General features: G+C 41.5%; 22 protein-coding genes, 1 tRNA gene and 4 pseudogenes. 19 read left to right on the top strand and 8 right to left on the bottom strand.

Translation table 11 applies throughout. The features are described from left to right. The first annotated feature begins 12 nt into the window (after positions 1 to 12). A complete protein-coding gene (locus tag V7K32_RS05085) occupies positions 13 to 1299 on the top strand; it encodes a homoserine dehydrogenase (RefSeq protein ID WP_334990920.1) in 1287 nt (428 codons plus the stop codon). Positions 1300 to 1428: 129 nt separating this feature from the next. After that, positions 1429 to 1889, top strand: a pseudogene (locus tag V7K32_RS05080) (Uma2 family endonuclease); the annotation flags it as partial. Positions 1890 to 2197: 308 nt separating this feature from the next. On the opposite strand, the gene V7K32_RS05075 reads toward V7K32_RS05080, so the two are convergent. Then, positions 2198 to 2545 (bottom strand): hypothetical protein, encoded by a 348-nt coding sequence (locus V7K32_RS05075; RefSeq protein ID WP_334990918.1) that lies wholly within the window; start codon positions 2543 to 2545, stop codon positions 2198 to 2200. 131 nt (positions 2546 to 2676) lie between these two features. Between V7K32_RS05075 and V7K32_RS05070 the strand changes: the two genes are divergently transcribed. From V7K32_RS05070 to V7K32_RS05050, 5 genes are all read left to right on the top strand, one after another. Beyond that, positions 2677 to 2931, top strand: coding sequence for a FitA-like ribbon-helix-helix domain-containing protein (locus V7K32_RS05070; RefSeq protein WP_334990916.1), 255 nt, complete (start codon positions 2677 to 2679; stop codon positions 2929 to 2931). A 91-nt stretch (positions 2932 to 3022) separates the two neighbouring features. Continuing rightward, positions 3023 to 3787 carry a Uma2 family endonuclease gene (locus tag V7K32_RS05065; protein WP_334990914.1) on the top strand — a complete coding sequence of 255 codons (765 nt, stop codon included), beginning with the start codon at positions 3023 to 3025 and terminating at the stop codon, positions 3785 to 3787. Between the two features lie 226 nt (positions 3788 to 4013). Next, positions 4014 to 5132, top strand: a complete 1119-nt coding sequence (locus tag V7K32_RS05060; RefSeq protein ID WP_334990912.1) for a DUF262 domain-containing protein — start codon at positions 4014 to 4016, stop codon at positions 5130 to 5132. Then, a complete protein-coding gene (locus V7K32_RS05055; protein WP_334990910.1) occupies positions 5129 to 6244 on the top strand; it encodes an AAA family ATPase in 1116 nt (371 codons plus the stop codon). The genes V7K32_RS05060 and V7K32_RS05055 overlap by 4 nt, the downstream gene beginning before the upstream one ends. A gap of 3 nt (positions 6245 to 6247) precedes the next feature. Beyond that, the gene (locus V7K32_RS05050) at positions 6248 to 7186 is read left to right on the top strand and encodes a hypothetical protein (protein ID WP_334990908.1); all 939 of its coding nucleotides are present in this window, start codon (positions 6248 to 6250) and stop codon (positions 7184 to 7186) included. A 103-nt stretch (positions 7187 to 7289) separates the two neighbouring features. Here the strand turns inward: V7K32_RS05050 and V7K32_RS05045 are convergent, their stop codons facing one another. The 3 genes from V7K32_RS05045 to V7K32_RS05035 all read right to left on the bottom strand — a co-directional run bounded on the left by V7K32_RS05045 (position 7290) and on the right by V7K32_RS05035 (position 12202). Continuing rightward, positions 7290 to 8420, bottom strand: coding sequence for a CO2 hydration protein (locus V7K32_RS05045; protein WP_334990906.1), 1131 nt, complete (start codon positions 8418 to 8420; stop codon positions 7290 to 7292). A 229-nt stretch (positions 8421 to 8649) separates the two neighbouring features. Next, positions 8650 to 10152: an NADH-quinone oxidoreductase subunit M gene (locus V7K32_RS05040; RefSeq protein WP_334990904.1), complete on the bottom strand. Its 1503-nt coding sequence runs from the start codon at positions 10150 to 10152 to the stop codon at positions 8650 to 8652. 193 nt (positions 10153 to 10345) lie between these two features. Beyond that, positions 10346 to 12202 carry an NAD(P)H-quinone oxidoreductase subunit F gene (locus V7K32_RS05035; protein WP_334990902.1) on the bottom strand — a complete coding sequence of 619 codons (1857 nt, stop codon included), beginning with the start codon at positions 12200 to 12202 and terminating at the stop codon, positions 10346 to 10348. A 659-nt stretch (positions 12203 to 12861) separates the two neighbouring features. Here V7K32_RS05035 and V7K32_RS05030 point away from each other — a divergent pair. The 9 genes and pseudogenes from V7K32_RS05030 (at position 12862) to V7K32_RS04990 (ending at position 20824) form a co-directional block, all read left to right on the top strand. Continuing rightward, entirely contained in the window at positions 12862 to 13170 is a 309-nt protein-coding gene (locus V7K32_RS05030; protein WP_190891121.1) for a carbon dioxide-concentrating mechanism protein CcmK, read from the top strand. Positions 13171 to 13262: 92 nt separating this feature from the next. After that, on the top strand, positions 13263 to 13607 hold the full coding sequence (locus tag V7K32_RS05025) for a carbon dioxide-concentrating mechanism protein CcmK (RefSeq protein WP_039748664.1): 345 nt from the start codon (positions 13263 to 13265) through the stop codon (positions 13605 to 13607). 7 nt (positions 13608 to 13614) lie between these two features. Continuing rightward, positions 13615 to 13917, top strand: a complete 303-nt coding sequence (locus tag V7K32_RS05020; RefSeq protein ID WP_109011817.1) for a EutN/CcmL family microcompartment protein — start codon at positions 13615 to 13617, stop codon at positions 13915 to 13917. 178 nt (positions 13918 to 14095) lie between these two features. Continuing rightward, positions 14096 to 15754 (top strand): annotated as a pseudogene (locus tag V7K32_RS05015) (ribulose bisphosphate carboxylase small subunit); the annotation flags it as partial. Between the two features lie 96 nt (positions 15755 to 15850). Beyond that, positions 15851 to 16108, top strand: a complete 258-nt coding sequence (locus V7K32_RS05010) for a ribulose bisphosphate carboxylase small subunit (protein WP_334991187.1) — start codon at positions 15851 to 15853, stop codon at positions 16106 to 16108. A gap of 176 nt (positions 16109 to 16284) precedes the next feature. After that, on the top strand, positions 16285 to 17061 hold the full coding sequence (locus V7K32_RS05005) for a transferase (RefSeq protein WP_334990899.1): 777 nt from the start codon (positions 16285 to 16287) through the stop codon (positions 17059 to 17061). Between the two features lie 57 nt (positions 17062 to 17118). After that, positions 17119 to 17907, top strand: a complete 789-nt coding sequence (locus tag V7K32_RS05000) for a BMC domain-containing protein (RefSeq protein ID WP_334990898.1) — start codon at positions 17119 to 17121, stop codon at positions 17905 to 17907. Positions 17908 to 18150: 243 nt separating this feature from the next. Then, entirely contained in the window at positions 18151 to 19092 is a 942-nt protein-coding gene (locus V7K32_RS04995) for a LysR family transcriptional regulator (RefSeq protein ID WP_334990896.1), read from the top strand. 109 nt (positions 19093 to 19201) lie between these two features. After that, positions 19202 to 20824, top strand: coding sequence for a mucoidy inhibitor MuiA family protein (locus V7K32_RS04990; RefSeq protein WP_334990894.1), 1623 nt, complete (start codon positions 19202 to 19204; stop codon positions 20822 to 20824). Positions 20825 to 21164: 340 nt separating this feature from the next. On the opposite strand, the gene V7K32_RS04985 is transcribed toward V7K32_RS04990, so the two are convergent. Next, on the bottom strand, positions 21165 to 21686 hold the full coding sequence (locus V7K32_RS04985) for a hypothetical protein (RefSeq protein WP_334990892.1): 522 nt from the start codon (positions 21684 to 21686) through the stop codon (positions 21165 to 21167). Positions 21687 to 21807: 121 nt separating this feature from the next. On the opposite strand from V7K32_RS04985, the pseudogene V7K32_RS04980 reads away from it, so the two are divergent. Beyond that, positions 21808 to 22059 (top strand): annotated as a pseudogene (locus V7K32_RS04980) (Uma2 family endonuclease); the annotation flags it as partial. A gap of 41 nt (positions 22060 to 22100) precedes the next feature. On the opposite strand, the gene V7K32_RS04975 reads toward V7K32_RS04980, so the two are convergent. After that, positions 22101 to 22298, bottom strand: a complete 198-nt coding sequence (locus V7K32_RS04975; RefSeq protein WP_334990890.1) for a hypothetical protein — start codon at positions 22296 to 22298, stop codon at positions 22101 to 22103. Positions 22299 to 22487: 189 nt separating this feature from the next. Between V7K32_RS04975 and mnmE the strand changes: the two genes are divergently transcribed. Beyond that, positions 22488 to 23906 carry a tRNA uridine-5-carboxymethylaminomethyl(34) synthesis GTPase MnmE gene (mnmE, locus tag V7K32_RS04970; protein WP_334990888.1) on the top strand — a complete coding sequence of 473 codons (1419 nt, stop codon included), beginning with the start codon at positions 22488 to 22490 and terminating at the stop codon, positions 23904 to 23906. 133 nt (positions 23907 to 24039) lie between these two features. On the opposite strand, the pseudogene V7K32_RS04965 reads toward mnmE, so the two are convergent. Next, a pseudogene (locus V7K32_RS04965) lies at positions 24040 to 25260 on the bottom strand (ISAs1 family transposase). A gap of 247 nt (positions 25261 to 25507) precedes the next feature. Here V7K32_RS04965 and V7K32_RS04960 point away from each other — a divergent pair. Beyond that, on the top strand, positions 25508 to 25873 hold the full coding sequence (locus V7K32_RS04960; protein WP_334990886.1) for a hypothetical protein: 366 nt from the start codon (positions 25508 to 25510) through the stop codon (positions 25871 to 25873). 178 nt (positions 25874 to 26051) lie between these two features. Here the strand turns inward: V7K32_RS04960 and V7K32_RS04955 are convergent. Continuing rightward, positions 26052 to 26123, bottom strand: a tRNA-Lys gene (locus V7K32_RS04955). Between the last annotated feature and the right edge of the window lie 29 nt (positions 26124 to 26152).

Below are 26152 nucleotides of genomic sequence, written 5' to 3'. Positions count from 1 at the left end.
ATTGGGTGCAAAATGGGTGTGAAACTAGGAATACTGGGATTAGGCACCGTGGGAACGGGAACAGTGCAGTTGTTGCAAGATAGCGCTGGGCGTCACCCATTGTTGCAAGAGATAGAAATCTATCGGGTGGGAGTGCGATCGCTCGATAAACCCCGTGCAGTAGAATTATCTACGGAAGTGTTGACTACAGATTTGGAAGCAATTGTCAACGATCCGGCGGTAGATATAGTTGTGGAGGTGATGGGTGGACTAGAGCCAGCGCGATCGCTCATTCTCAAAGCTTTAAGTAATGGTAAGCATGTAGTCACCGCCAATAAAGCAGCGATCGCCCGTTTTGGAGCAGAAATTTTCACAACTGCCAATCAAGCCGGGGTCTACGTCATGCTAGAAGCTGCTGTGGGTGGTGGTATTCCGGTGATTCAACCCTTGAAGCAGTCTTTAAGTGTTAACCGTATTCACACTGTAATCGGCATCGTTAACGGTACAACAAACTACATCTTGACCCGGATGCAGACAGAAGGCAGCAACTTTAACGATGTTTTGGCTGATGCCCAGCGATTGGGTTATGCTGAGGCTGATCCGACAGCTGATGTCGATGGCTTAGACGCAGCTGATAAAATTGCCATTCTCGCATCATTAGGCTTTGGTGGACGGATCAACTTAGAAGATGTTTATACTGAGGGGATTCGGCAAGTTAGCAAAACAGATATAGCCTACGCCGAAAAATTGGGATTTGTGATTAAATTGTTAGCGATCGCTAAACGTGATACTCCCTCATCCCCCCTGTCTTTACGAGTTCATCCTACCTTAGTACCTCAAGTCCACCCTTTGGCTAGCATCAACGGCGTTTACAATGCCATCCTTGTTGAGGGAGAACCAATTGGGCAAGTCATGTTTTTTGGCCCCGGTGCTGGTGCTGGTGCAACCGCCAGCGCTGTCACATCAGATATTTTGAATTTAGTAGCTGTCCTTAAAACCAATACAGCAGTTGCAAATCCCTTATTAACTTGTGGACATCAGGAATATTGCCAAATTGCGCCAATGGCAGAATTGATAACTCGATTTTACGCCCGTTTTCTTACGAACGATCAACCTGGAGTTATCGGTAAATTGGGGACTTGCTTTGGTAACTATGGCGTTAGCTTAGAGTCAATTGTCCAAACTGGCTTTCAAGGGCAACTTGCAGAAATTGTGGTTGTTACCCATGATGTACGAGAAGGCAATTTTCGGCAAGCTTTGGCTGAAATTCGGGATTTGTCAGCAATAGAAAGCATTCCTAGTTTACTGCGTGTACTTTGAGATTAATCTAAACTGCGATCGGTGTCAGGTGTTCTTATAAGCTACGATACGTAGTTTTTTAAGATTTTTCCTTGCGTCTGTGCTTGCTAAAATCAAGAACAAACCTCACTCTTGCGCGAGGGTAGCCCTATGACTGCAACTAATGCAGCTACTAGCATTACACTCCCAGACCATACTCAACTTCCAGAGTCTGACGGAAGCTTTGTGAAAAACTTCCAGGAACATCCGCAAAGTATTCTACTAACCGAGTCCATTAAACCAGTGTTGGAAAAACGCCATCCTGATGGGCAATATTGCATAGGTCAAGATAGTGGTATCTACTGGCGGATTACTGACCCACAGAACGAGGTGCAGAAGCTCCCGATTGGTTCTATGTCCCGAATGTGCCGCCGACGCTGAATGGACAAATGCGCCGCTCTTATGTGCTTTGGCAAGAACACATTGCTCCGTTGATTGTATTGGAATTTGTTTCTGGAAACGGTGCAGAAGAACGAGATAAAACACCTTGGACGCGTAAATTTTGGATTTATGAGCAGGTAATTCATCCGGCTTTTTACGGCATTTATGAATTGACACTCTCAGCCCTGAAGGGACTGAGATTCTGCGGACAAAGGAGAATTCGGAAGAATCCAAATTCTAACTCTCGCTGCGGTCGTCAAAACCCGCCTACACAGTAAGCCTAAGTCTAAGCTTAGATTGCTGGCTACTTTTCGCAAAATATTTGCGCTACCGTTCAAATCTGCATTCACGATTGAACCATTAGCTGACTGATATAAACCTCTTTTAATCCGCTTTTCAGATGCTTTCCACCCAACAGGCTTTTGACCATATACGGGTAGGGAGTCTCCATCTAAATAGCTAGCCAATGACCAAGTAGGCTTCCTCGGTTTCTTGAAACCTAATTCCGTGTAAATCGCACAGTTGACTTTTGTCGGTCTTTTAGCTTACCTAAAGGCATTTGAACAAAATTTTGATTGTTCAATCTACCCATATTGGCATTAGATTTAAAACCTTCATTCCAACCAATTACTAATGTTCCAATGTTGTATATTAGGCAGTGATCAATAATTAACTTTGCTGCTTTGTTAATCCCGTCGCGATCGCCTTTGTTATTTTTTACTAAATAAGTAATACCAAAGCGTCCCCTTCGTAATTCTTTTTCAATAGTATATTTGCCACCTTGCAATTGATCACCTGCTACCCAAGCCATCTTTGCAACTCCCAATATATTTGTATTAATTTTCACATAATAAAGCCTGAATAACCGGAGCCTAGATTTATATAAAAACTGCGATCGCTCCTGCTTATCTTTGCGTCTAAACTTGCTAAACTAATTTAAAATATCGAATAAAAGCAGCGAAAAACAACCACGAAATTATGGCTCAAATCTTAGTTGAAGATTTAGACCCCATTATTCTAGAAAAGCTAGAAACTCTCGCCAAACAACACGGTAGGTCTTTGCAAGAAGGATTAAAACACATCCTACAACAACCAGCCCAAAAAGCAACACACTATTACACAGGCGGCGACATGGGGAAAGCCAGAGATGCTGTAGCACGCGCTCAAGTTAGATATACAGAGAAAATTTTCAGTGACAGTACTGAGCTCATCCGCGAGGACAGAGAACGGTGAGGCGGTATGTTCTAGATGATACAAGCCCCTAAATTTATTTATGGGGATTATTAATTTTTAATTTTTAATTTTCAATTCGGAGCGAAGCGACGTGACCTCTGCAACCGATCCATCCACCGCCCTTACACCGTTCCCAGACCATACGCAGCTACCAGAGTCTGATGGTACTTTTGTGAAAAACTTTCAGGAACATCCCCAAAGCATTCTCCTAACGGACTCAATTAAACCGATATTGCAAAAACGTCATCCTGATGGGCAATATTGTATTGGTCAAGATAGCGGCATTTACTGGCGGATAACTGACCCCCCAGAAAAAGGCGCAGAAGCACCAAACTGGTTTTATGTAGCCAATGTACCACCTACTCTAGATGGGCAAACGCGCAGGTCTTATGTACTCTGGCGAGAATTTATTGCCCCATTGATTGTATTAGAATTTGTTTCTGGAGATGGTAGTCAGGAACGAGATAAAACTCCTTGGAAGGGGAAATTTTGGATTTATGAGCAGGTAATTCGCCCTCCATTTTATGGCATTTATGAAGTGAATAAAGCCAGCGTAGAAGTTTATGAATTAATTGGTGGACAATATCAGTTATTAACAGCAAATGAACGCGGACATTATGCTATATATCCTTTACGGGTTGAGTTAGGTATTTGGCAGGGACAATATTATAATATGGAATTACCTTGGCTACGCTGGTGGGATTTGCAAGGTAATTTGTTGTTGACTGGTGAAGAAAGAGCGGAACAGGAAAGCCAACGGGCAGAGTTAGAACGCCGAAGGGCGGAATTAGAAAGCCAAAGAGCCGATCGCTTAACTGCACAATTGCGATCGCTCGGCGTTGAACCAGAGGTTTAAGTATTTGATTTAAGAGTGCGATCGCACCAATTTTTTATTTACTCGGAGAAGGTAAACAAGTAATAGATTAGGTACATAGAGGCGCGAAATTTCGCGTCTCTGTCATTTGGGGAGATAGTAGAATTTAAGTACAGCAGTAAAAAAGCCTCATTAGTTGATGTATCAACACCAAACATCACTAATAGCTGGGTGAAGAAACAAATGTTAATACTAAGGAGTAACCACTGTGACAGATTTGAGTAACTATAATACAGAATTAGCTGATGAAGAAATTTTAGAAGAGGAATATCAAGAAGAAGAAGTTACTTTCCTGTATGATCCTGAAGAAATTAATATTATAACTAGGGAACCAACAATAGAATTATTGCTTAAAAGAATCAATGAAGAAGGTCTTGATTTAGCACCTGATTTTCAACGTCATGCGAATATATGGAAAGAAGATGCTCAGAGTAGGCTAATAGAATCTATTATTATCCGTATCCCCATACCAGCACTTTATATAGATGCCACTAATGAAGATAAATGGGTAGTAGTGGATGGATTACAGCGCCTATTTGCACTAAGGCGCTTTATTCTCGATAAAGAACTAAAACTATCTGGATTAGAATATCTTACAAATCTAGAAGGTAAAACCTACGATCAAATTGATCGCAGATACCAACGCCGCCTTGAAGAAACTCAACTAACAGTATATTTGATCGAAAAAGGGACACCTCCAGAAATTAAATATAATATTTTTAAACGTATTAATACAGGAGGACTTCCTTTATATCCTCAAGAATTACGCCATGCTCTTAATCCTGGTAAGGGAACGAAATTTTTGACTAAACTTGCAGCATCTCCAGAATTTCAGCAAGTGGTTAAACTTGGCAATAACCGCAAAATGCGTATGGATGATCGGGAATTTATACTAGGGTTTCTAGCTTTTACTTTAACTTCTTACCAAGAATATGTAGACAAACGAGATACTTTTTTATCTAAAGCATTATCTCAAGTAAATAAACTTTCGGAAATAGAGTTAAATGAAATTGAAAATAGTTTTAGAAGAACAATGATAGCTAACTGGAACATCTTTGGCAAAGATGCGTTTCGTAAAATATCTAATTCTCAGAAAAAACAGTTTCCTGTAAACAAAGCTCTATTTGAATCTTGGTCAGTACTTATGAGTAAATTGAGTAATGAGCAAATCCAAATTTTGATAAATAGAAAAGAAAAATTAATCAATTTATTCAAGACATATATAGACAATGATAAATCTTTTTTAGGATCTATATCTCAGGCGACCGAGAAAGTACAGTATAGATTCAGTACTATAGAAAAAATAATTCAGGAAGTGCTTTCATGATTACTTCTCTTCGCCTGATCAACTTCAAACGTTTTGATAATCAGTTTCTTGAATTTAGACCTTTGACACTAATTTCTGGTCTCAATAGCACTGGTAAATCTTCTGTACTTCAATCATTACTACTACTACGTCAATCTTATAAACAGGATTTATTGCCAAAAACCGGCTTGGCGCTAAATGGTGACTTAGTAAATATTGGTACAGCACAAGATGCTCTTTATGAGAGTGCTAAAGATAACCATATAAGCTTTGAGATTATTTGGGAAAAGTATAAAGGTATATGGGATTTTAATTACAACCCAGAAAAAAAAGAAGAAGATGTCTTAAATGTAATTTCAGAACCAGATGACTCTGAAATCTATAAATCAAATGTTTTTAGTAAATATTTTCACTACCTTCAAGCAGAACGTATGGGGCCACGTTCATTTAACGAAATGTCTGATTATCAAGTCACACGGCTTAGACAAATTGGTACTAGAGGAGAATATACGGCCCATTTTCTTTATATTTATGGAGATGAATCAATTCCCATCTCCAATCTCAGCTATCCACAAGCAAAATCAATGAATCTGATAGATCAAGTGGAAGCATGGATGAGAGAGGTTAGTCCTGGTATACGCATCGAAATAGAAGCTAACTCAGCGATGGGTTTGGTCACTATCAAATATTTTTATGGAGATAGTAATCGTTACCGTGCAACCAACGTTGGTTTTGGGATTACCTACACTTTATCTATTATTGTAGCTATACTTTCATCTCCTCCTGGTACACTAATCCTAGTTGAAAACCCAGAAGCTCATCTTCATCCTAAAGGACAAGCCAAAATGGGAGAATTATTAGCACTGGCAGCTAGTTGTGATATTCAGGTTGTGATAGAAACTCATAGTGATCATGTTTTAAACGGGATTCGCGTTGCTGTTCATGGTGGTATTATTCCCCCGCATTATGTCCAGTTGCATTACTTTGAGCAACAAGAAAAACAAGGACAACCGTTGACAGAGGTAATATCACCAAAAATTGATCGTAACGGCAGAATTGATTATTGGCCTGATGGTTTTTTTGATGAATGGGAAAAAAATTTAATAACTTTACTTAAGCCAAGGGATGTGTAGCTGATGGACTTGGAAATGGTATTGAATGAGTTATCTTTGCAAGTTCCTGCTAATGATATTCAGATGGCTAAACAAAGAATGTCAGAATTAATTCTGACTGCACGCGAAGCCGCAGAGCTAGGTGTTAAACCAATAATTCGCACTCATCATGAATTTTACAATACCCTATTAGCAGATAATTATTCGTTATCTAACTGGTTAGTAGATCAAACTGTAAATAGAGATAATATACGATTTCTTCTGGCAGCAGCAAAGACACCTTTTCTAGCAGATATTCAAGATTCAGATATTGAAAATAAAAATATACTCTCAGATTTTCTCTATGAAGGAGAAAAAAGCGAAGGTTTGGGAATTGCTTATCTACTTGAATCGTTAGCATTAAGTATAAACTCAGATAAAAAATGGGAATTTAATAGTATTTCACTGGAATATACTTGGCTTGAAGATGATAATTTAAATTTAGATACAGTCACAGTTACTCATGCTAGTACCATAAAGAACCTAAATGAAAATATTTTTTGGATACAGGAACGTCTGAAAACAGGGGTTCGTGATGGTTTGAATTTATGGCAACGTAAAAAAGATTTATTTCCCTCTCTCAGCTTTTGTGAAAGTGTTGGTCAACAAATACAAAGTCTTGGCAATGGTAGCCCTATGTTACGACAAATTGTCAGAAAGTTGTTTGAACTAGAAAACTGTTGTAAAACTTGGAGAGATGGAGATTTTGATTTCGACCTTGTTGCCAGTAAAGTTACTCCAGAAAGTGACTCTAGGCTTCAAAGTTTAGAGGATAAGCTAACCTTTAAGTGTCCTGATGATGTGTATCGTATATTCAGTTTGCATCTAAGAATGACTGGTGCAGGAGCTTGGCGGCTTCATTTTTCTACAGAATTAGGGGCTGGCAAAATCATCATTGGGTACATCGGCCTAAAAATACAATAGGTCAATATTTAATCACAACAAAAAATTGCTGTAAACCGAGCTTTGTAGAAAGACTGCGATCGCTAGGCATCGAACCAGAAGCATAATCTTGATCAAAAATCAACTATTTATTCACATCAAGCAACCGCGAAGTTTCTAACCGACTCATCCACTTCTCTAAATAAACTCGATTACCTTTTTCCTCATTTGGATCTTTAGTATCCAAAGGATAAGGCATCAGTCCCAAAATCGTTGCTGTCGTCACGCAAAACATCGATTTTTGGAAACTCATGCAAATTTGTACCCGCAAATCATCTTCACCCCGAAGACTGCGACGATAAATTTCGTGCAAATACTCTGGAAGATAATGACGCATATCCTGCATTAACAAAGTGGGAGGAATACCCGCGCCGCCAATGGGCAAAGGATCGGCATACAATGCGCCATATTGAAATCGCGTTTGATCTGGGGGAATTTGATATCCTTGGGCGTTGTATGAAACTGTACCGTGAAAAGGAGTTCCCCGGAAAAATACTGCTTCTACATAAGGTATTGCTGTATCTGCTAAGAAGGTCAAACCAACGCTTTTGGGAATGATTTCATAGACCTCACCTCGAATTTTCACGGCGTAGGTAATTGGGTTTGAGGCATTTGCCACTAATGCTATTTTAATGTGGTCTACGACTTGGGGAATTGATTTGATTTCGCCTTGGTCGTAGCGGTCTGATAAGCTGAGGAACATATCAGCCATAACTCGCCAGAATTGACCTAAACCGGTGTAGTAAGCAGAGACGCGCAAGTGTTCTGTTAAAAAATCTGGAAACAGTTGGTTAATACCCAAAATTAAGGGATTATTTTTAAATTTCGCAGCGATAACGGCTTGCGCTCTTTCTTGAAATTCTTCTGTATCTAAATACGTATCTAGTCCGCCGCCACCATGCCACATCATGGCTTTCATGCAATACTCGGCATATTCAAAATTAATTCGGTTATGCCACCAGTGACGGAGTAATTTCTGAAAAGAAACCTCTCCATTAAAGTATTTAAAAAACGGGAAAAATATTAAAAACTGATGCTCGGCAATATAATTAAGATTTTTTGAGTAGGCATCTAAAACTACGCCATAGCTTTTAAGAATACCAACAACTTCCAGGACATTTTCTGGATTATCGGGGAGTAATGCCTCTCCTTTTTGCAGACGTTCAATATACTCAGCTAAGGGATTATGAGTCCTTTTCTTTTTAATAGTTACCATTGCTATAGTAGTCCGCTTTGATTTTTGAAATTATTTGTGTAGGTAGGGAGTAGGGAGTAGGGAAGAACGCCTTTTCGGAGTGTACTGATTTTTGAAAAAAATCAAATCAAATACGAGTCGTATATCTCTCCAAAAATAATAAGAATTAGGGTATTGGTTATTGAGGCATTGTTTATTTCTCCCCCTGCCTCCCCTGCTCCCTCATCCTCCATCCCCCACTCCCCATCCCCTACTCCCCATTCCCCACTTTATCCAAGGACACTGCTACTACTACATTTTGGCTATTCACCATTGCTGTAATTGTTGGTTCAGTCCAGCGTGCTAACCAACCAGGTTGAATGCCGAAAATCACAATCAGCACAGCTAAAATTGCAGCTGGGGCGCGATCGCTCCAATACACTCGTGGTAAGTTGGTAACTTGTGCAGACAAGCGGCCAAAAAAGGCACGGTTCAGGAGTATTAGGAAGTAAACCGCAGTTAAGCCTGTACCAATCATTGATAGCAGCGTTTGGACTGGAAAAACTGGAAAACTGCCCCGAAAAACGATGAATTCGGAAATAAACCCCAGCATTCCCGGTATTCCAGCACTGGCCATTACTCCCACAACAATCAAGCTACCAATTACAGGCATACCTCGTTCTGGGTTCAGCAGTCCTTGGAGGACTTCTAAATCCCGGCTTCCGGCTTTTTTATACACAACCCCTACCAGCAAAAACAGCATGGCGGAAATCAAGCCGTGGCTAATCATCTGCATAACAGCACCCAAAACACTTAATGGTGTGGAAGCCGCCGCTGCTAAAAGCACGTAGCCCATGTGTCCAATGGAACTATAAGCCACCATTTTTTTCATATCGGTTTGAGCGATCGCGCAGGATGCACCATACAATACACTCACTACTGCCCAAGTCGCTAACCAAGGAGCCACATAAGCCCAAGCTTCTGGTAACAAGTTCATCCCAAACCGCAGTAAGCCATAAGTTCCTAACTTCAACAACACTCCAGCCAACAGCACAGAAATTGGTGTAGAAGCTTCAACGTGAGCATCTGGTAACCAAGTATGGAAGGGAACTAAGGGAATTTTAATCCCGAAACCTACCAAAATTCCCCCTAGCAGTAAAAGCTGTGTCGCTAGAGGTAAAGTTGTCGTGTTCAACGTTGCTAGTGCAAAGCTAGAGGAACCACTCAGCCAAACCATGCCGAGAAAACTTGCCAAAATCAAGATTCCCGAAACGGCAGTATAAATGAGAAATTTTGTTGCAGCATAACCCCGCTTTTCCCCACCCCAAATGGCTATCAACAGATATAGCGGGATTAGTTCCAATTCGTAAAACAAGAAAAATAGTAGTAAATCCTGTGCCAGAAAAGCTCCAGTCACCCCAGCGCTTAATAATAATATCAAACAGTAATAAAATTTAGGACGCTGTAGGGATTCATCGCTGCTGTAGATGGCAATGCAAGTTAACAATCCATTCAAAACCAGCAGTGGCAAAGATAAACCATCTATTCCCAGGTTATAGTTCAAGCCTAAAACATCTATCCAAGGGACAGACTCGGCAAACTGTTGAGTGATTTCCCCTGGATGGAACTGAATTGCTAGTATGATTGTCCACAAGAAAGCGATACTGGCAAAGACTAAAGCCACCCCACGGGCGAATTTCCCATTGATGCCAGAGGGCGAGAAACCAATTAAAGCTGCGCCGATCAACGGCACTAGAATTAAAACACTAAGCATAGACGGAATTCAGGTAAGGGGAGCAGGGGGAGCAGGGGGAGCAGGGGGAGCAGGGGGAGCAGGGGGAGCAGGGGAGGCAGGGGAGGCAGGGGAGGCAGGGGGAGCAGGGGAGCAGGGGAGCAGGGGAGGCAGGGGGAGAGTAAAAACTCCAAACTCCAAACTCCTAACTCCTAACTCCAAACTCCTAACTCAGTTAAAAAGGTAATTTATCTAGTAGACCCGATGACCAACTGATAAATAAACCCAGGATGCTGACGACCGCTAAGATGGTCAACATATAGCCCTGAGATTGCCCAGAAATGCTGTACTTTAAAGTTTGTCCGCCGAGAATCGTCGCAAAGCCAACCAAGTTGACTAGACCATCGACTAAATAGCGATCGCTCCAAGCAGAAACTTTAGATAGCAGTGCGACTGCACCAACCACCGTTAGGCGATAAACTCGGTCAATATAAAAATCATAACCTAACAAGTCCTGCACAAATCTCCATGCTAAGATTCTGGATCTTGACCAAGCTTTGTGTAGATGAACTGTAGAACCTACACCTATCCCCACTACGGTAGAAGTAAACAACCCTAACGCCACATACCAATTAATACTTTCCCAATCCGGTAGCAAGTACCATTCCTGTAGCATCAAAGGCACAAGCAGAGTCAAGACTGTCAGAATCACCATTGGTAAGGCCATTTGCCAACCAACTTCGGGGGTGCGACGGGTTTTCTGTTGCGGTTTCCCCCAAAATACTAATCTGAATACTCTGGTCAAGTTTAATGCTGTCAAGCCATTGACCAATAATAAAACCCCAATCACCCAAGGGCTAATATTCACAAAACCGTCAGCCCATGCTAACATTGCCCAAAAGCCTCCCAATGGCAGCACTGTTACCATTCCGGCTGAACCGACAATAAAGGCAGTGGTGGTGGCTGGCATCCTTGACCACAGACCGCCCATTTCTGTTAAGTCTTGGCTTTGGGTGGTCAAAATTACTGAACCGGAACTCATGAATAATAATGCTTTAGCGAACGCATGAGTTAACAGCAACATCAAGGCTACACCCCCTTGCTGCAATCCCACTGCCAAAAACACTAAGCCCATGTATGCACTAGTAGAATGAGATAGCGATCGCTTAATGTCAATTTGAGCTATCGATACTAATGTAGCCCCAATTGCCGTTACCGTTCCCATTACTACTAATACATTCAAGGCAACTGGCGACAGGGCTAATAATGGTTGTAGTTTATACAGTAAATAAGCACCACCAGCTACTACTAGTGAGTTTCTCATTACCGAGGCGGGGTTAGGCCCTTCCATTGCCTCATCCAACCACAGATGTAAAGGAAATTGGGCGCATTTACCAGCAGGTCCAGCAATTAACGCCAATCCCAGCAATGTTGATGTGATTGGGCTTAAATTAGCCGTTTGCGCCCACTCATATAAATCCGAAAAGTTCAAACTCCCAGCTAAGGTGGAAAGCGTCACCACACCCATCAGTAGCAACAAGTCTCCCACCCGTTTGGTTAAAAACGCATCCCGGGCTGCTGTCACTACTAGCGGTTGAGCATACCAGAATCCCACCAGCAAGTAAGTCGAAAGCGTCAGCACTTCCAAAAGACCATAGCTGAAAAACAAAGAATCACTGATTGCTAAAGCACTCAGCGCTGCTTCAAAAAATCCCAACAGCGCAAAAAAACGTGCCAACGACCAGTCTTTTTCCATATAACCCAGAGCGTAAACTTGTGCAAGTAAGCTTAATCCTGTAATTAAAACTGTTGCCCCAATACTGACTGCTGAGAGTTCCAAGGCAAAAGATAAGTCTAAATCAGCAGCTTTGAACCACGTCACTAGTAACTTTTCTGGTTCTCTATCCCAGATAATGTTAAATACAAACAGACTATGGGCAAAAGCCAAAACCGTCGTCAACAAGTTTATGTATGCCGCAGGTCTTGGCCCGGTTCGCCGAATTATTCCTATTCCCCACGGCAACGTCAAAATTGCGCCTAATAAGCTATATAAAGGCACAAACCAACTTGTTGAAAATAGAAATTGATGCATTTAAATTCACCTTGATGACTCAGCCTTAATTTTAAAAAAGCTTTTATACAATTATTTATTTTACAAAATTAATTTAGGAGAAACATCAATATTTTTTACTTTTGTTTCAACTAAATCATCATAAGTATTTTTACTTTACTTCACCCTATTAAACTTCGATAAAATATAACTTTACACAGGTTAAAGCATTTACTTGCTTTAACCTCACCTTTGTTTTTACATTTTTATTTCTATTTTCAACAAACTACTTTATGCGATATATTTGAAAAATTTATATATTTTTCACTTAGTCCTTGTACATATAGCAAAAATTGGCAGAACCTAGAGACAGCATAAGATCCAGCCCCTTGTCCTCCCTCCCCAGAGAAAATTACCTTTGGTTATGAATGTCGTTTTGTAAATGTGATAAAGAAATTATAAAGCATAAGTGGCTCCTCTAGGAATCAGCGAACTTTAATTGCTCAGGAGGACAGATAAATTTTTGTTAAGTTTTTTAAAACTTTATTATCATAAACTATTATAGTAATTTATATTGCCAGGAAGGCCAACCTTTCCTATGCTTAATTTGGAAGTGTTTTCTTAGCTATTAAGATAAAGCTCTCCCCGTCAAAAATTTCAAGCGACAGTACAGATTGGATTAATATTGTAGGAGTTCTGCGATGCCAATTGCAGTTGGGATGATTGAAACGAAGGGCTTTCCAGCAGTAGTGGAAGCTGCTGATGCGATGGTGAAAGCCGCCCGTGTGACTTTAGTAGGGTATGAAAAAATTGGTAGCGCTCGCGTCACCGTGATAGTTAGGGGAGATGTATCGGAAGTACAAGCTTCCGTAGCTGCTGGGGTTGAAGCGGCGAAAAGAGTAAATGGTGGTGAAGTGTTATCGACTCACATCATTGCTCGTCCTCACGAAAACCTAGAATACGTATTGCCGATACGTTACACAGAAGCTGTGGAACAGTTCCGTACCTAAAAGCTGTTTAAACAAAGTAATTAACGCTCAAAACCTTTTTGAGCATTGCTTTTGTCCAGGGTTAAAAACAATAAAAAAGGGATTAAAATCTAATGTCAATTGCAGTAGGAATGGTTGAAACGCTAGGCTTTCCAGCAGTAGTAGAAGCTGCTGATGCAATGGTGAAAGCTGCCCGCGTTACTCTAGTAGGCTATGAAAAAATCGGCAGTGGTCGAGTTACCGTTATTGTTCGGGGTGACGTGTCGGAAGTACAAGCTTCTGTGGGCGCTGGTGTTGAATCAGTAAAGCGAGTCAACGGCGGACAAGTGTTATCTACTCACATCATTGCTCGTCCTCACGAAAACTTGGAATACGTGCTACCAATTCGTTATACCGAAGATGTAGAGCAATTCCGGGAAAATGTGAATGCAATTCGTCCTTTCGGTAGAAGACCGTAATTAAAGAATGCAAGTCGCCAAAGTTCGCGGCACAGTAGTTAGCACCCAAAAAGATCCAAGTCTTCGAGGTGTCAAACTACTGTTGTTACAATTAGTGGATGAAGACGGCAACATCCTGCCACAATACGAGGTAGCAGCAGATATTGTGGGAGCAGGAGTAGATGAGTGGGTACTTGTCAGTCGTGGCAGTGCCGCTCGTCAAGTTATTGGCAATGAACAACGGCCATTAGATGCAGTGGTAGTAGCGATCATAGATACTATTCACGTTGAAGATCGCCTCATTTACAGCAAAAAAGATCAATATCGATAAGTCATTAGTCATTTAGTGAGCCAGCGCGGTCTTGGGGGTTTCCCCCATGAGTGACTGGCGTTAGCGCAGCGTTAGCGAGGCACGAGCGTCACCCGTAAGGGTCATTAGTCACTTGCTCTCGACAAAAAGCAAATGACAAAGGACAAATGACAAATGACAATACAGGAGGAATCTTGAAATGGCAGTCCGCAGCACGGCGGCACCTCCAACCCCGTGGTCGAGGAATTTAGCTGAAGCAAAAATCCATGAAACAGCCTTTGTGCATCCGTTCTCCAATCTGATTGGGGATGTACATATAGGTGCAAATGTAATCGTTGCTCCAGGGACTACGATTAGAGCGGATGAAGGCACACCTTTTTATATTGGTGAAAACACTAATATTCAAGATGGTGTTGTGATTCATGGCTTGGAGCAAGGTCGAGTAATTGGCGACGATCAAAATAAATACTCGGTGTGGGTAGGTAAAAACAGTTGCATTACCCACATGGCTCTAATTCACGGGCCAGCTTATGTAGGGGATAATTCCTTCATTGGCTTCCGCTCTACGGTGTTTAATGCCAGAGTGGGTGCAGGTTGCATCGTGATGATGCACACTTTGATTCAAGACGTAGAAATTCCCCCAGGTAAGTATGTACCTTCGGGAGCGATCATTACCAATCAGCAGCAAGCTGACCGCTTGCCAGATGTGCAAGATCAGGATAAAGACTTTGCTCATCATGTGGTTGGGATTAATCAGGCGCTGCGAGCTGGTTATCTTTGTGCTGCGGATAGCAAATGTATTGCACCAATTCGGGATGAGAACACTAAATCTTATAAGGGTAATGGTGTTACTGTTTTAGAGCTAGAAAGGAGTAGGGAAGTGTCGAGCAATAGCTTGGGTGCAGAAACAATAGAGCAGTTGCGCTATCTATTGGAACAAGGATATAAGATTGGTACAGAACACGTAGACCAAAGACGGTTCCGCACGGGTTCTTGGACTAGTTGCCAACCAATTGAACCGAGATCGCTCGGTGAAGCGATCGCAGCATTAGAAAGCTGTGTAACAGGCCATAGTGGCGAGTATGTCCGCCTGTTTGGTATTGACAAAGATAGACGACGTGTGTTAGAGAACATCATCCAACGCCCGGATAGTGATGTTAAAGCAGCTACCAGCTTTAAGGCTCCGGCTAGTCGGGGTAATAGCAGCAGTTATAGCAGCAGCAACGGGAATGGTAATGGGAACGCCTCTAGCAGTGGCATCAATGGTGAAACTGTAGAGCAAATCCGCCAACTTTTGGCAGGTGGTTACAAAATTGGCATGGAACACGTAGACGAGCGCCGTTTCCGCACTGGTTCCTGGACTAGCTGCAAGCCAATTGAAGCAACTTCCATAAATCAAGTAATTTCCGGCTTGGAAGAATGTATACAAAGCCATCAAGGCGAGTATGTGCGTTTAATCGGCATTGATACCAAAGCCAAACGGCGCGTATTAGAGAGCATAATCCAACGGCCAAATGGTCAAGTAACCTCTTCTGGTAGTCAGAAATCATTTACTAGCAGTGGAACCTCTGGTACGACTACTCAAACAGCTACTAGTAACCGTTTGAGTACAGAAGTGGTAGACCAACTCCGGCAATTATTGGCTGGCGGGTATAAAATTAGCATTGAACACGTAGATGAGCGACGGTTCCGTACTGGTTCTTGGACTAGTACCGGTCAAATTCAAGCCTCCTCAGAAAGAGAAGCGATCGCAGCCGTAGAAGGACACCTTGGTGAATACCAAGGGGAATATGTACGCTTAATTGGTATTGACCCCAAAGCCAAACGGCGGGTATTAGAGACCATAATTCAACGTCCAAATGGTCAAGTAGCTTCCTCTGGCAGTCAGAAATCATTTACTAGCAATGCACCCTCTGCCACTGCCACTGCTACAGCAACAGCTACCAGTACGCGCTTGAGTACTGAAGTAGTAGACCAACTCCGACAATTATTGGCTAGCGGCTCTAAAATTAGCCTTGAACACGTAGACCAACGGCGGTTCCGTACAGGTTCCTGGACTAGTACCGGTCAAATTCAAGCCTCCTCAGAAAGAGAAGCGATCGCAGCCGTAGAAGGACACCTTGGCGAATACCAAGGGGAATACGTGCGCTTAATTGGTATTGACCCCAAAGCCAAGCGTCGGGTATTAGAAACGATTATCCAACGGCCTTAAAAAGTTGGGAGTTAGGAGTTAGGAGTTAGGAGTTAGGAGTTAAGAGTTTAAAAAACTTGTTAATTCATAACTCTAAACTTAAAATTTATAACTCCTCACTTTTAATGAACTCCTCACTTTTAATGAACTTCTAACTCCTAACTCTCTATTTTCCGCCTTCCGAGGTTAAAATTTCCATGTCTGTGCTGTCACTGCGCCTCAGCAATAACTTTGATTCTTACATTAGTGGTGAGGTGACTGTTCATCCAAGTGCAGTACTTGCACCTGGGGTGATCCTGCAAGCGGCTGTAAACAGCAAGATCATCATTGGGCCAGGGGTCTGTATTGGCATGGGAGCAATTCTCCAAGTCCATGAAGGAACCCTAGAGGTAGAAGCAGGCGCAAACTTGGGAACCGGTTTTTTGATGGTTGGCAAAGGCAAAATTGGAGCAAATGCTTGCATTGGTTCAGCCACAACAGTTTTTAACTATTCAGTTGAACCTGGACAAGTAATTGCACCTGGTTCAATTTTAGGAGACACCAGTCGGCAAATTGCTCAAACACCCCAAACAAAGGAACCAGAACCATCCACGAATAACCCAGCTACAAGTGCAGCAGCGCAGAAGGAAGAGGAAAATGGCTCAGGGGGAGTTAAGGAAAAAGAAATTTCCTCAACTAAATTCTCAGCTTCGGCTTTTCTGGATTTCAAACAAAATAAGTCGATTTCTTACTTTAAATCTCCTGCCACTCCAGAAAGCCAGCCTCCTCCCGTAGAGAAACCCGCCAATGATGCTGACTCCACGTTGCAAGAAGCCGCCCAAAAGTCTACAGAAGATAACTCAGACCCCAATCAGCTAACCACAGAACCCTCTAACGCTTTCGGGACTCAAATTTATGGGCAAGGGAGCATACACAGGCTGTTGACTACATTGTTTCCCCATAGACAATCTTTGAGCGACCCAAATGACGATTAGTCTGAGTAAGTGTTAATTGTAAGTTGTCGGCTTTGTGATTATCTGGGAAAGTTCATAATGGAAACATCTAATCAACGGTCTATGAGTAGCATGCATGGAGCGAGTAGTCAAGAAACCTTTCAAGACACTGCTTTGGGTTTAGTTTCTACCCGCAGCTTTCCAGCAATAGTTGGGACGGCGGATATGATGCTGAAATCAGCAGGAGTTCACCTAGTTGGGTATGAAAAAATTGGTGGCGGGCATTGTACTGCGATCATCCGGGGTGGAATTGCTGACGTGCGTCTTGCCGTAGAATCTGGTGTCCAAACGGCTGAACAGTTTGGTCAGTTGGTTTCTAGCTTGGTGATTCCCCGACCTTATCCCAACTTAGATATAGTACTTCCCATCACAACCCGTTTTACTAAATTGATGGAAGAGGGGAATTACAGCCGTCTGAGTAACCAAGCAATTGGTTTGGTAGAAACGCGAGGATTTCCGGCGATGGTAGGAGCATGTGATGCCATGCTTAAAGCTGCTGAGGTTCATTTAGCAGCTTATGAAAAAATTGGTGGGGGTTTGTGTACAGCGATTATTCGGGGTTCCGTAGCAAATGTAGCGGTAGCAGTGGAAGCGGGAATGTTTGAGGCAGAACGCATTGGGGAATTAAATGCAGTAATGGTAATTCCCCGACCGCTAGACGAAATGGAGCTAACCTTGCCATTAGCAAGATGCTGGATAGAAGAACGCGAACCCTTAAACTTACCAGTGAATATTAAAGAACAAGTTGCCGAAATTGAGGTACTAAGATTACCAGATTTAACCAAGCTACCTACAAAAATTGCAGAAGAATTATGGAATGATGAATGATGATAAATGAATTTGGGAAAATCATCATTCATCAAGAAGTGGAAGGAATCTTACGCTTTTCTTGTTGTTCTGATAATAGCTTCTTGAATCCATAAAGAAAATACCTTTGTTTTAATAGAAGTAATAGAGTTTTGTCTATAATATATAAAACTCATAGTTTTCTATGAGCATTGCTATAGCATTTGCAAGTGTTTAGTAATCTAGTTTTATATCAATCAATAGCTATTTACAGGAGAACCACCTTTGAAGCAAGCGACGCTGCATCAGTTAAAGGTATTCGAGGCGGCGGCACGGCACAGTAGCTTTACTCGCGCTGCTGAGGAATTGTTTCTCACTCAACCTACCGTTTCGATGCAGATCAAGCAACTAACAAAATCGGTAGGGTTGCCATTATTTGAGCAAGTGGGAAAGCGGTTGTATCTCACCGAAGCAGGACGAGAATTATTTGCTACTTGTCGGCAGATTTTTGAAAATATAGCCCAGTATGAAATGAAGGTAGCAGATTTAAAAGGGCTAAAACAGGGGCAATTACGTTTAGCAGTGATTACAACAGCAAAATATTTTATCCCACGTTTGTTAGGGCCGTTTTGTGAACTTTATCCAGGGATTGATATCTCTCTGCAAGTAACAAATCACGAGCAAATATTGGAACGGATGAGTAATAATTTGGACGACTTATATATTATGAGTCAAGTTCCAGAGAATATGGATGTGACTTGTGAACCATTTTTAGAGAACCCTTTGATAGTTTTTGCACCAGTTAATCATCCGTTATCCAAGGAAAATAATATTCCGATCCAACGCCTGTCTAACGAACCTTTTATTATGCGCGAACCAGGTTCAGGAACTCGTCGCGCCGTCCAAAGTCTGTTTGAAGAACAAGGGGTGACAGTAAAAGTCAAGCTGGAATTGGGAAGTAACGAAGCAATTAAACAAGCGATCGCAGGTGGTTTAGGAATTTCTGTATTATCCCGTCATACCTTACTATTAGATGCTTCCGAGTTTAGCATTCTAGATGTACAACACTTCCCTATTCACCGAAATTGGTACATGGTTTACCCATCTGGCAAGCAGCTATCCATCGTCGCTCGTGCCTACTATGAATATCTCTTGGCTGCGGCAAAGAATTTTGTACAGCAAAACGCTGATAGTACTTATAGTACATTTGAACCAACTCACAGATAATTACGAATTACGAATTACGAATTACGAATTACCTCAAGGGGTTGACGGCTAGACCGGGAAGCATTGACAATTAACCAGCAGAACCATTAAAAATGGGGGAAAACTGGCAGTGGTTAACCCGGAAATACCGTATTGGCGCAAAACAGTACAAAGCGAGATTGTAGCTGTCACAGTGTACGCTGACAGAGCATTGGTTACACGGCGGGGTGTAGTTGATTTAATAGGAATTGAGCAGGAACTAGTAATTACCCCAGTGCCAGAGATGGAAACTGAGTCTGTCAGGGTTAGTGGTAGTGGTACCGTAGGGGTGCGAATGCTTGCAGTAAGTAGCGATCGCATCTACACCACTGAACCTGTAGCGGAACTTGCACATTTAACAAGGCAAATTCAGCAATTAGAAGCAGAAAAACGCCACCTGCAAGCCCAAGTCGATGCTTTAGCATTGCAGTCTAATTTTATCGACGGATTGCGTGAAAAAACAGAAGAACCCTTTGCACAGAGTTTGTCTCGGAAAAATCTCAGTCTTAGCGAAACTTTAGATTTTTTGAACTTTCTTGGAAGCCAGTATAGTGAGTATGCGATCGCATCTGGAGAGTGCAAAACCCAACAACAGGAATTAGACAAACAACTGCAAGCACTCCGCACCTCATTGCAAAAAATCCAAACACCCCATCCTAAAGAGAGTTTTAGCTTAGTTGTAGGAGTTGAAGTTGCAGGTGAAGGCAAGTTTGAGCTAGAAATATCATATTTGGTGAATCGCGCCAGTTGGACTCCACTATACGACTTGCGCTTTAGCAGGACCAGCGATATTGTCCATCTGAGCTACCTTGCAGAAATCACTCAAAGTAGTAGTGAAGATTGGATTGGTGCAAATCTCACCCTTTCTACCGCTAAACCAGGATTAGGTACACTCCCACCCAAACTTGAACCCTGGTATATTGATGCCCCACGTCCACAAATGTTACGACAACGACGATTTTCTGCCCAGCCACCACTACTGCCTACCATAGCAGATCCGCCTGCTTCTGCTGCCACAGATTGGCAAGGAGAAGATGAAGTTGCAGAAGATAGTCTGATTCCAGCAGAAACCGTTACAGCAGAAGTATCCAAACAAGGGAGTGTAGTTAGCTTTAAATTGAATGGTGGCGGTAACATTCCCAGTGATGGCGCACCTCATAAAACTACAATTTTCAATGATAATTATCCTTGTAGCTTCGATTATGTGGCAATGCCACGCTTAGTAAGTTTTGCTTATTTGCAAGCTAATGTAAAAAATAATCCCAACGGTGCAACTTTGTTACCAGGCAAAGCGAATATTTTCCGCGACAATGTTTTTATCGGAACCACTCAGCTAGAAAATATTGCACCAGGGCAAGAATTCAAACTGAACTTAGGGATTGATGAAGGTTTTAAAATTGAGCGCGATTTAGTTGAACGTCTGGTAGATAAAAGATTGATTAGCAACCAGCGCCGGATTACTTATAGTTATCGGTTGTTCATTACTAACTTATTAGAGAAAGAAGTAAATCTAAAACTAACTGAACAATTACCAGTTAGTCGCAACGAGCAAATTAAAGTGCGTCTAAGCCGCAGCAATCCGCAAATTCAACTTGGTGAAATGGGGATTTTAGAATGGCAGTTAACTCTTCCACCCCAAGAGCGACGAGAAATAAATTACCAGTTCATTGTTGAGCATCCGCCTGAGTTAATGGTTGTTGGGTTAGATATTTAGTGCCAAAGTAATGAATTGGATTGGAAAGCAAGCAACCGCAAAGGTTTTGTTCTATAAACAATAAATCAAAATCTTTAGCAATACGCAGTCTCATTCGATTGTTGCTAGTATTTAAAGCAATTTCTGTTATGCATGTTAGAAACTTTCCATTTCGGTCTAGAAAGCGAAAATCCATCGGTTTTGGTTTAAAGCCTTGTACCTGTGAAAGAGTTAATAAAGCTTTTATGGGAGTCTCAAATTGCCATCGAGAAATCAAATCTTGTTTTTCTGGTTCTATGTTGACTTCAAGGACATGAAATCAAACGCTTTCGAGTTGATGATTACCCTTAAATAATATAAATTAGTTTGTCAAGTCAAAATCTATTCCTAGCTTATGGCAAACTTGCATAGAGTAATCCGTTAAATCTTTTCTAGTTGATATTCTAATTATATTCATAACATTATCAACAGAGATATATCTATTCTTAGAAAGAATACCAGACTCATCCACAATTTTTTCTCCTGTTAATTTGGCATATGTTAGTGCTAGTACAATCATCATAAAGACTGATTCATAGGGCATTTGTCCTGCTACAAAATATGCCCAATATCCTCCCTCTTCGCCTAAAAATTCAGATTCACCTGCGCTAAAAATACTAATAAATACTTGTGCATATTTTGGGATTTCTACTATTATCTCAATCTTCGTATCATCTAAGATAAAATTCTCTAAATATGTATCAAATACTTCTTGACCATCAGATAGCACTTTCAATTTAGGTTGCTCTGCTAGATTAATTTCAGTTAATACAGAGGAAGTTTTTTCAATCAATGCCTTCAGATACACAGGATTATTTACTTTAACATTTAGTTCAATTGACATTCTTACCACCTATCCTTTAGGGAATACGAATCCAACCATCTGATGTTTTAACATTAATTGAAGAAATTGTACGTTAGAACTCTTGCAAAAGTGTTTTGTGGTATGATACAATCTTAAACCGTTTTTGATTAGTGATGGTGAATATCAACCGTTGGAACCAAATCCTCAAGGGTGGTTGTGGAGTCAACAGCTAGGTTTATATTTAGGTGTTTATGAAGAAAAGTTGCGCTTTTTTACTTCTGATGGTGAGGTAATTTCGACACCACAAGAAGTTGCACAACAAGAGAAACAACGCGCTGAATACGAAAAGCAACGTAGCGATCGCTTGGCAGCAAAACTGCGAGAATTAAATATAGATCCAGATACTATTTAACCTTTCCGCTCTCAAGCTTAAGCCTGTTGACGCCAATGCTATCAATCTTCAGGAAGAACCCATTTTGGCGGTTCGGTTATTTTTTTCCGCAGCCGTTCTTGTGCCAACTCCAACATTTTGTCTAAGGGAGTCTCTTCAATAAATTTTGCAGTCGCCTCTCTAAACTCGATATTGGGGCATTTATCCCCTAAAACACACCCGTTAACACAGGCTACAGCACAGTTAATTTTTTGCTCCACAGTAAATTCCTCTCTTTAAAAGTTATAAGTTAGAATTTTCAGCCCTAATTTACCATCAGGCATTACTCTCCAGGTAAATTTTACCTTGCCAGTTGCCATCCTATTAGTCTAAATACTTACCATTTAGAAAGTTATCAGTTATGAGTTATGATTTTGACTCTTAACTTCTCACTCTTATCAAGGGCGCTCATGTCAGAAGTTTTTGCTACTACTGGAACTATCGCTGCGATCGCCACTGCTGTTGTCCCCCAACAGGGTAGTGTTGGTATTGTGCGGGTGTCCGGTTCCCAAGCAATGGCTTTAGCCCAAACTCTTTTTCACGCACCAGGACGACAAGTTTGGGAAAGTCACCGGATTCTCTACGGTTACATTCGCCATCCCCAAACACAACAACTGGTAGATGAAGCCTTGTTGCTAATTATGAAAGCACCCCGTTCTTACACCCGTGAAGATGTAATAGAATTCCATTGCCACGGGGGAATTATGGCAGTGCAGCAAGTATTACAACTGTGTTTGGAAAACGGCGCTAGACTAGCCCAACCTGGAGAATTTACTCTCCGCGCCTTTTTGAATGGACGATTGGATTTAACTCAAGCTGAAGGTATTGCTGATTTAGTGGGAGCTAAATCGCCTCAAGCTGCCCAAACTGCCTTAGCTGGTTTGCAGGGAAAATTAGCTCATCCGATCCGGCAGTTACGCGCCAACTGTTTAGATATTTTGGCAGAAATCGAAGCTCGAATCGATTTTGAGGAAGATTTGCCGCCGTTGGATGATAAAGTAATAATATCAGAAATCGAGAAAATTGCCGCAGAAATAACTAGGTTATTGGCAACCAAAGACAAAGGTGAGTTGCTACGCACAGGTTTAAAAGTGGCAATTGTGGGGCGTCCGAATGTGGGTAAGTCGAGCTTATTGAACGCTTGGAGCCAGAGCGATCGCGCCATTGTCACTGACTTACCCGGTACAACCCGCGATGTAGTGGAATCGCAGTTAGTTGTTGGGGGAATTCCTGTACAAGTGCTAGATACAGCAGGGATTCGGGAAACAACAGACCAAGTGGAAAAAATTGGCGTAGAGCGATCGCGTCGTGCCGCCAATGCAGCTGATTTAGTCTTGCTTACCATCGATGCTTCAGCCGGTTGGACCAAAGGCGATCAAAAAATTTACGAACAAGTGCAACACCGTCCATTAATTCTAGTTATTAACAAAATCGATTTAGTAGAAGAAGACGAAAGCAAAACTCTTCAATCCAAAATCGTTCGACTGAGCGAAGTCGAAGTCCCAAATCTAAAATCTAAAATTGTCACAGCAGCAGCCCAAAATCAAGGCATTGATGCTTTAGAAACAGCAATTTTAGAGATAGTTAAATCGGGTAAAGTGCAAGCTGCTGATATGGATTTAGCCATTAACCAAAGGCAAGCAGCAGCCTTAACTCAAGCTAAAATCTCTTTGGAACAAGTACAAGCAACTATTGCCCAACAACTCCCTCTTGATTTTTGGACAATTGACTTACGCGGTGCGATTCAAGCACTAGGAGAAATTACTGGAGAAGAGGTTACAGAATCAGTCTTAAATAGAATTTTTAGCAAATTTTGTATTGGAAAATAGTTAAGGTCTTCCAGACTATCTCTCAGCAACGCTTTGAAGAATTAATAACCAGATTTTAAGTAGCATTCAAGTAGGAACTAAAAGTCTGGGCAGTCAGGGTTAGCGCATCTCAAACCCTATTGACAGTTGGATTCTAGGAGAGAGTTGAGTTTGAGAAAGCCGCCGTCAAGACGGAAAGCATATACTGATCATTCATAGCGGCTCGCCGAGACTTTTGGCGAATACTGCGGCGGAAAGAAGATTCTCGTTCTAAGGCATTGAGAGCAATGCGACGGAGCTTTAGCATTATTCTGTGGACTATGCAGAGAATGAATCCGACATTCATCCTCACCAAATGTCACATCCAATGTCCAATGAACAGAATTTTCAATTCCCCAATGGTGTCGAATTGCACTACCAATCTTGTGAGCATCACTCTTGAGACTAGTGATGTAAAATTGAACTTCTTGGGTAGTTTTATTCCAATGCTGAATTGAACGTACTACCATGACTACTGTTGTCAGTCCTGCCCACAAGTCTTGTTCAAAGAGTACAGGAAGTTGTGACACTGACACAGTGTACACTTGACGATTTTCTTTTTCGGTGATGCCCTTTCTCTACTCGTTGACTAATACTCACATCAACACCAAAAAATCCTTGTGCAAGACTAGCTTCAAACCAATTCTTCACTTGTTGGTGCAGTGTAGGATGATTATCTTTGAGGCTCAAAACATAATCAGCATTTGCGGCGATGATTTTTTGGGCAATCGATTTCTGCGTCCCCATTGCATCAATGGTAATGATACAGCCAGATATGTCCAGCATTTCTAAGAGTGCTGGAATAGCGGTGATTTCATTGGATTTCTCGCTAACTTTTGTTTGTCCCAAGACCAAACGGTGTTCATTTGACCAAGCACTGACAGTGTGTAAGGCTTTTAGCTTTGATTCTCGGTCATAAGAGCCTCTATGAGTTTTGCCATCTATGGCTACTACTTCTACTCCCAATTTCTCAACCAATGATTGAACCCACTGCCGAAAACATTGCTCAAATTCTTTGGGATTAATTTTCTCAAACACTCAACTAAGAAGTATCTGGACTGGGTATTCCGAATGGTAGTTCTAGAAACGTTTTCAACCACTCCTGTTTATTGAGTCCATACTCCTCAATATCTTCCCAACCTTCCGCTCCTGCTATTACTGCCAAAATCGCTATGGTGATGATATCTGTGAGTAAATGATATCTCGTCCTTTCCACTCTCGGGTCTTTTATTTCTGTGAAGTATTCCTGAAACTTACTGGTAATGTCTTTGCTATCTATGCTGGGTGCAAAATATGCTTTGGTTTTGCTTTTCTTGTTCTCAAATCCTGTTGCCATTACTCGAACCTTGCACCTAGATGGATTAAATCTTACCCTAGCTCGGATAGTGCCACTTTGTTTCCAACTTGATTGCTGATCAGGCAAGTCCGCTTGTCAATAGGGTTTGAGACGCGCTAACCCTGCCATCGGAAGTAGCAACCGATATTAATAAGCTATTGCCTTAAATTTTACGACTTAGTTATTGTAAAAGCAGAAATCCTGCTTTTACAATTATTCTTTTTAGAATAAATCCAAATCAAATAAAATGGATACTACAAAATCAGTAATACCTATTACGCCTCAAAACGAATTTATTATTACTCCTTCTGGTATCAGCTTTTTTATTGGGGAAGATTTAAGTAGCCACGCCAGTGCAGAAGGCCACGCAAAATTATTGGAGCAAGTTAAAATCTTGCAGAAAGAGTTAAAGGCTATTGATAAAAAGTTTGATATTCATTTACAGGATTACGTAAATTATAAAGACGCTAGTCTTTTAGCACTTAACGGAAATGATGAAAAAATAGATCATAAATGGGAACGGACAGAGAATCTATTTAAAGAGCAAAAAATTGAGATAAAGGATCTTCAGAAGTTCCTCCAGAAAGAGCAGAATTTTAGGATTAGGGAATAACCACTGGGGATTCACTCTAGTGATTTGTGGGGAGTGAGGAGTGGGGAGTAGGCGTTTTTATTCAAATTAGCCAAAGTTTTGGTGCTGATTATCCTTGATTTGCAAGGCTTTCAGAAGATAGCGTTTACTTAATTTAGTCAAGAATTAGTCAAGGATAAAATCTGGAGGCTGAAAGTAGTGGGTGACGAGGGATTTGAACCCGCAACCAATAGATTAAGAGTCTACTGCTCTACCGTTGAGCTAGTCACCCACACGAATAACCATCATAGCAGACTCCTG

Source organism: Nostoc sp. (assembly GCF_036917635.1).
GTDB lineage: Bacteria > Cyanobacteriota > Cyanobacteriia > Cyanobacteriales > Nostocaceae > Nostoc.
Note: the sequence above shows the minus strand (reverse complement) of the source record. Positions and strands in the feature narration are given on the sequence as shown.

Coding starts and splice junctions, on each gene's coding strand:
- mnmE (WP_334990888.1), top strand. CDS start 22,488: ATGTCAGAAGTTTTTGCTACTACTGGAACTATCGCTGCGATCGCCACT.
- V7K32_RS05040 (WP_334990904.1), bottom strand. CDS start 10,152: ATGCTTAGTGTTTTAATTCTAGTGCCGTTGATCGGCGCAGCTTTAATT.
- V7K32_RS05070 (WP_334990916.1), top strand. CDS start 2,677: ATGGCTCAAATCTTAGTTGAAGATTTAGACCCCATTATTCTAGAAAAG.
- V7K32_RS05020 (WP_109011817.1), top strand. CDS start 13,615: ATGCAAGTCGCCAAAGTTCGCGGCACAGTAGTTAGCACCCAAAAAGAT.
- V7K32_RS05025 (WP_039748664.1), top strand. CDS start 13,263: ATGTCAATTGCAGTAGGAATGGTTGAAACGCTAGGCTTTCCAGCAGTA.
- V7K32_RS04985 (WP_334990892.1), bottom strand. CDS start 21,686: ATGTCAATTGAACTAAATGTTAAAGTAAATAATCCTGTGTATCTGAAG.
- V7K32_RS05085 (WP_334990920.1), top strand. CDS start 13: ATGGGTGTGAAACTAGGAATACTGGGATTAGGCACCGTGGGAACGGGA.
- V7K32_RS05030 (WP_190891121.1), top strand. CDS start 12,862: ATGCCAATTGCAGTTGGGATGATTGAAACGAAGGGCTTTCCAGCAGTA.
- V7K32_RS05045 (WP_334990906.1), bottom strand. CDS start 8,420: ATGGTAACTATTAAAAAGAAAAGGACTCATAATCCCTTAGCTGAGTAT.
- V7K32_RS05000 (WP_334990898.1), top strand. CDS start 17,119: ATGGAAACATCTAATCAACGGTCTATGAGTAGCATGCATGGAGCGAGT.
- V7K32_RS05055 (WP_334990910.1), top strand. CDS start 5,129: ATGATTACTTCTCTTCGCCTGATCAACTTCAAACGTTTTGATAATCAG.
- V7K32_RS04960 (WP_334990886.1), top strand. CDS start 25,508: ATGGATACTACAAAATCAGTAATACCTATTACGCCTCAAAACGAATTT.
- V7K32_RS05050 (WP_334990908.1), top strand. CDS start 6,248: ATGGACTTGGAAATGGTATTGAATGAGTTATCTTTGCAAGTTCCTGCT.
- V7K32_RS05005 (WP_334990899.1), top strand. CDS start 16,285: ATGTCTGTGCTGTCACTGCGCCTCAGCAATAACTTTGATTCTTACATT.
- V7K32_RS05035 (WP_334990902.1), bottom strand. CDS start 12,202: ATGCATCAATTTCTATTTTCAACAAGTTGGTTTGTGCCTTTATATAGC.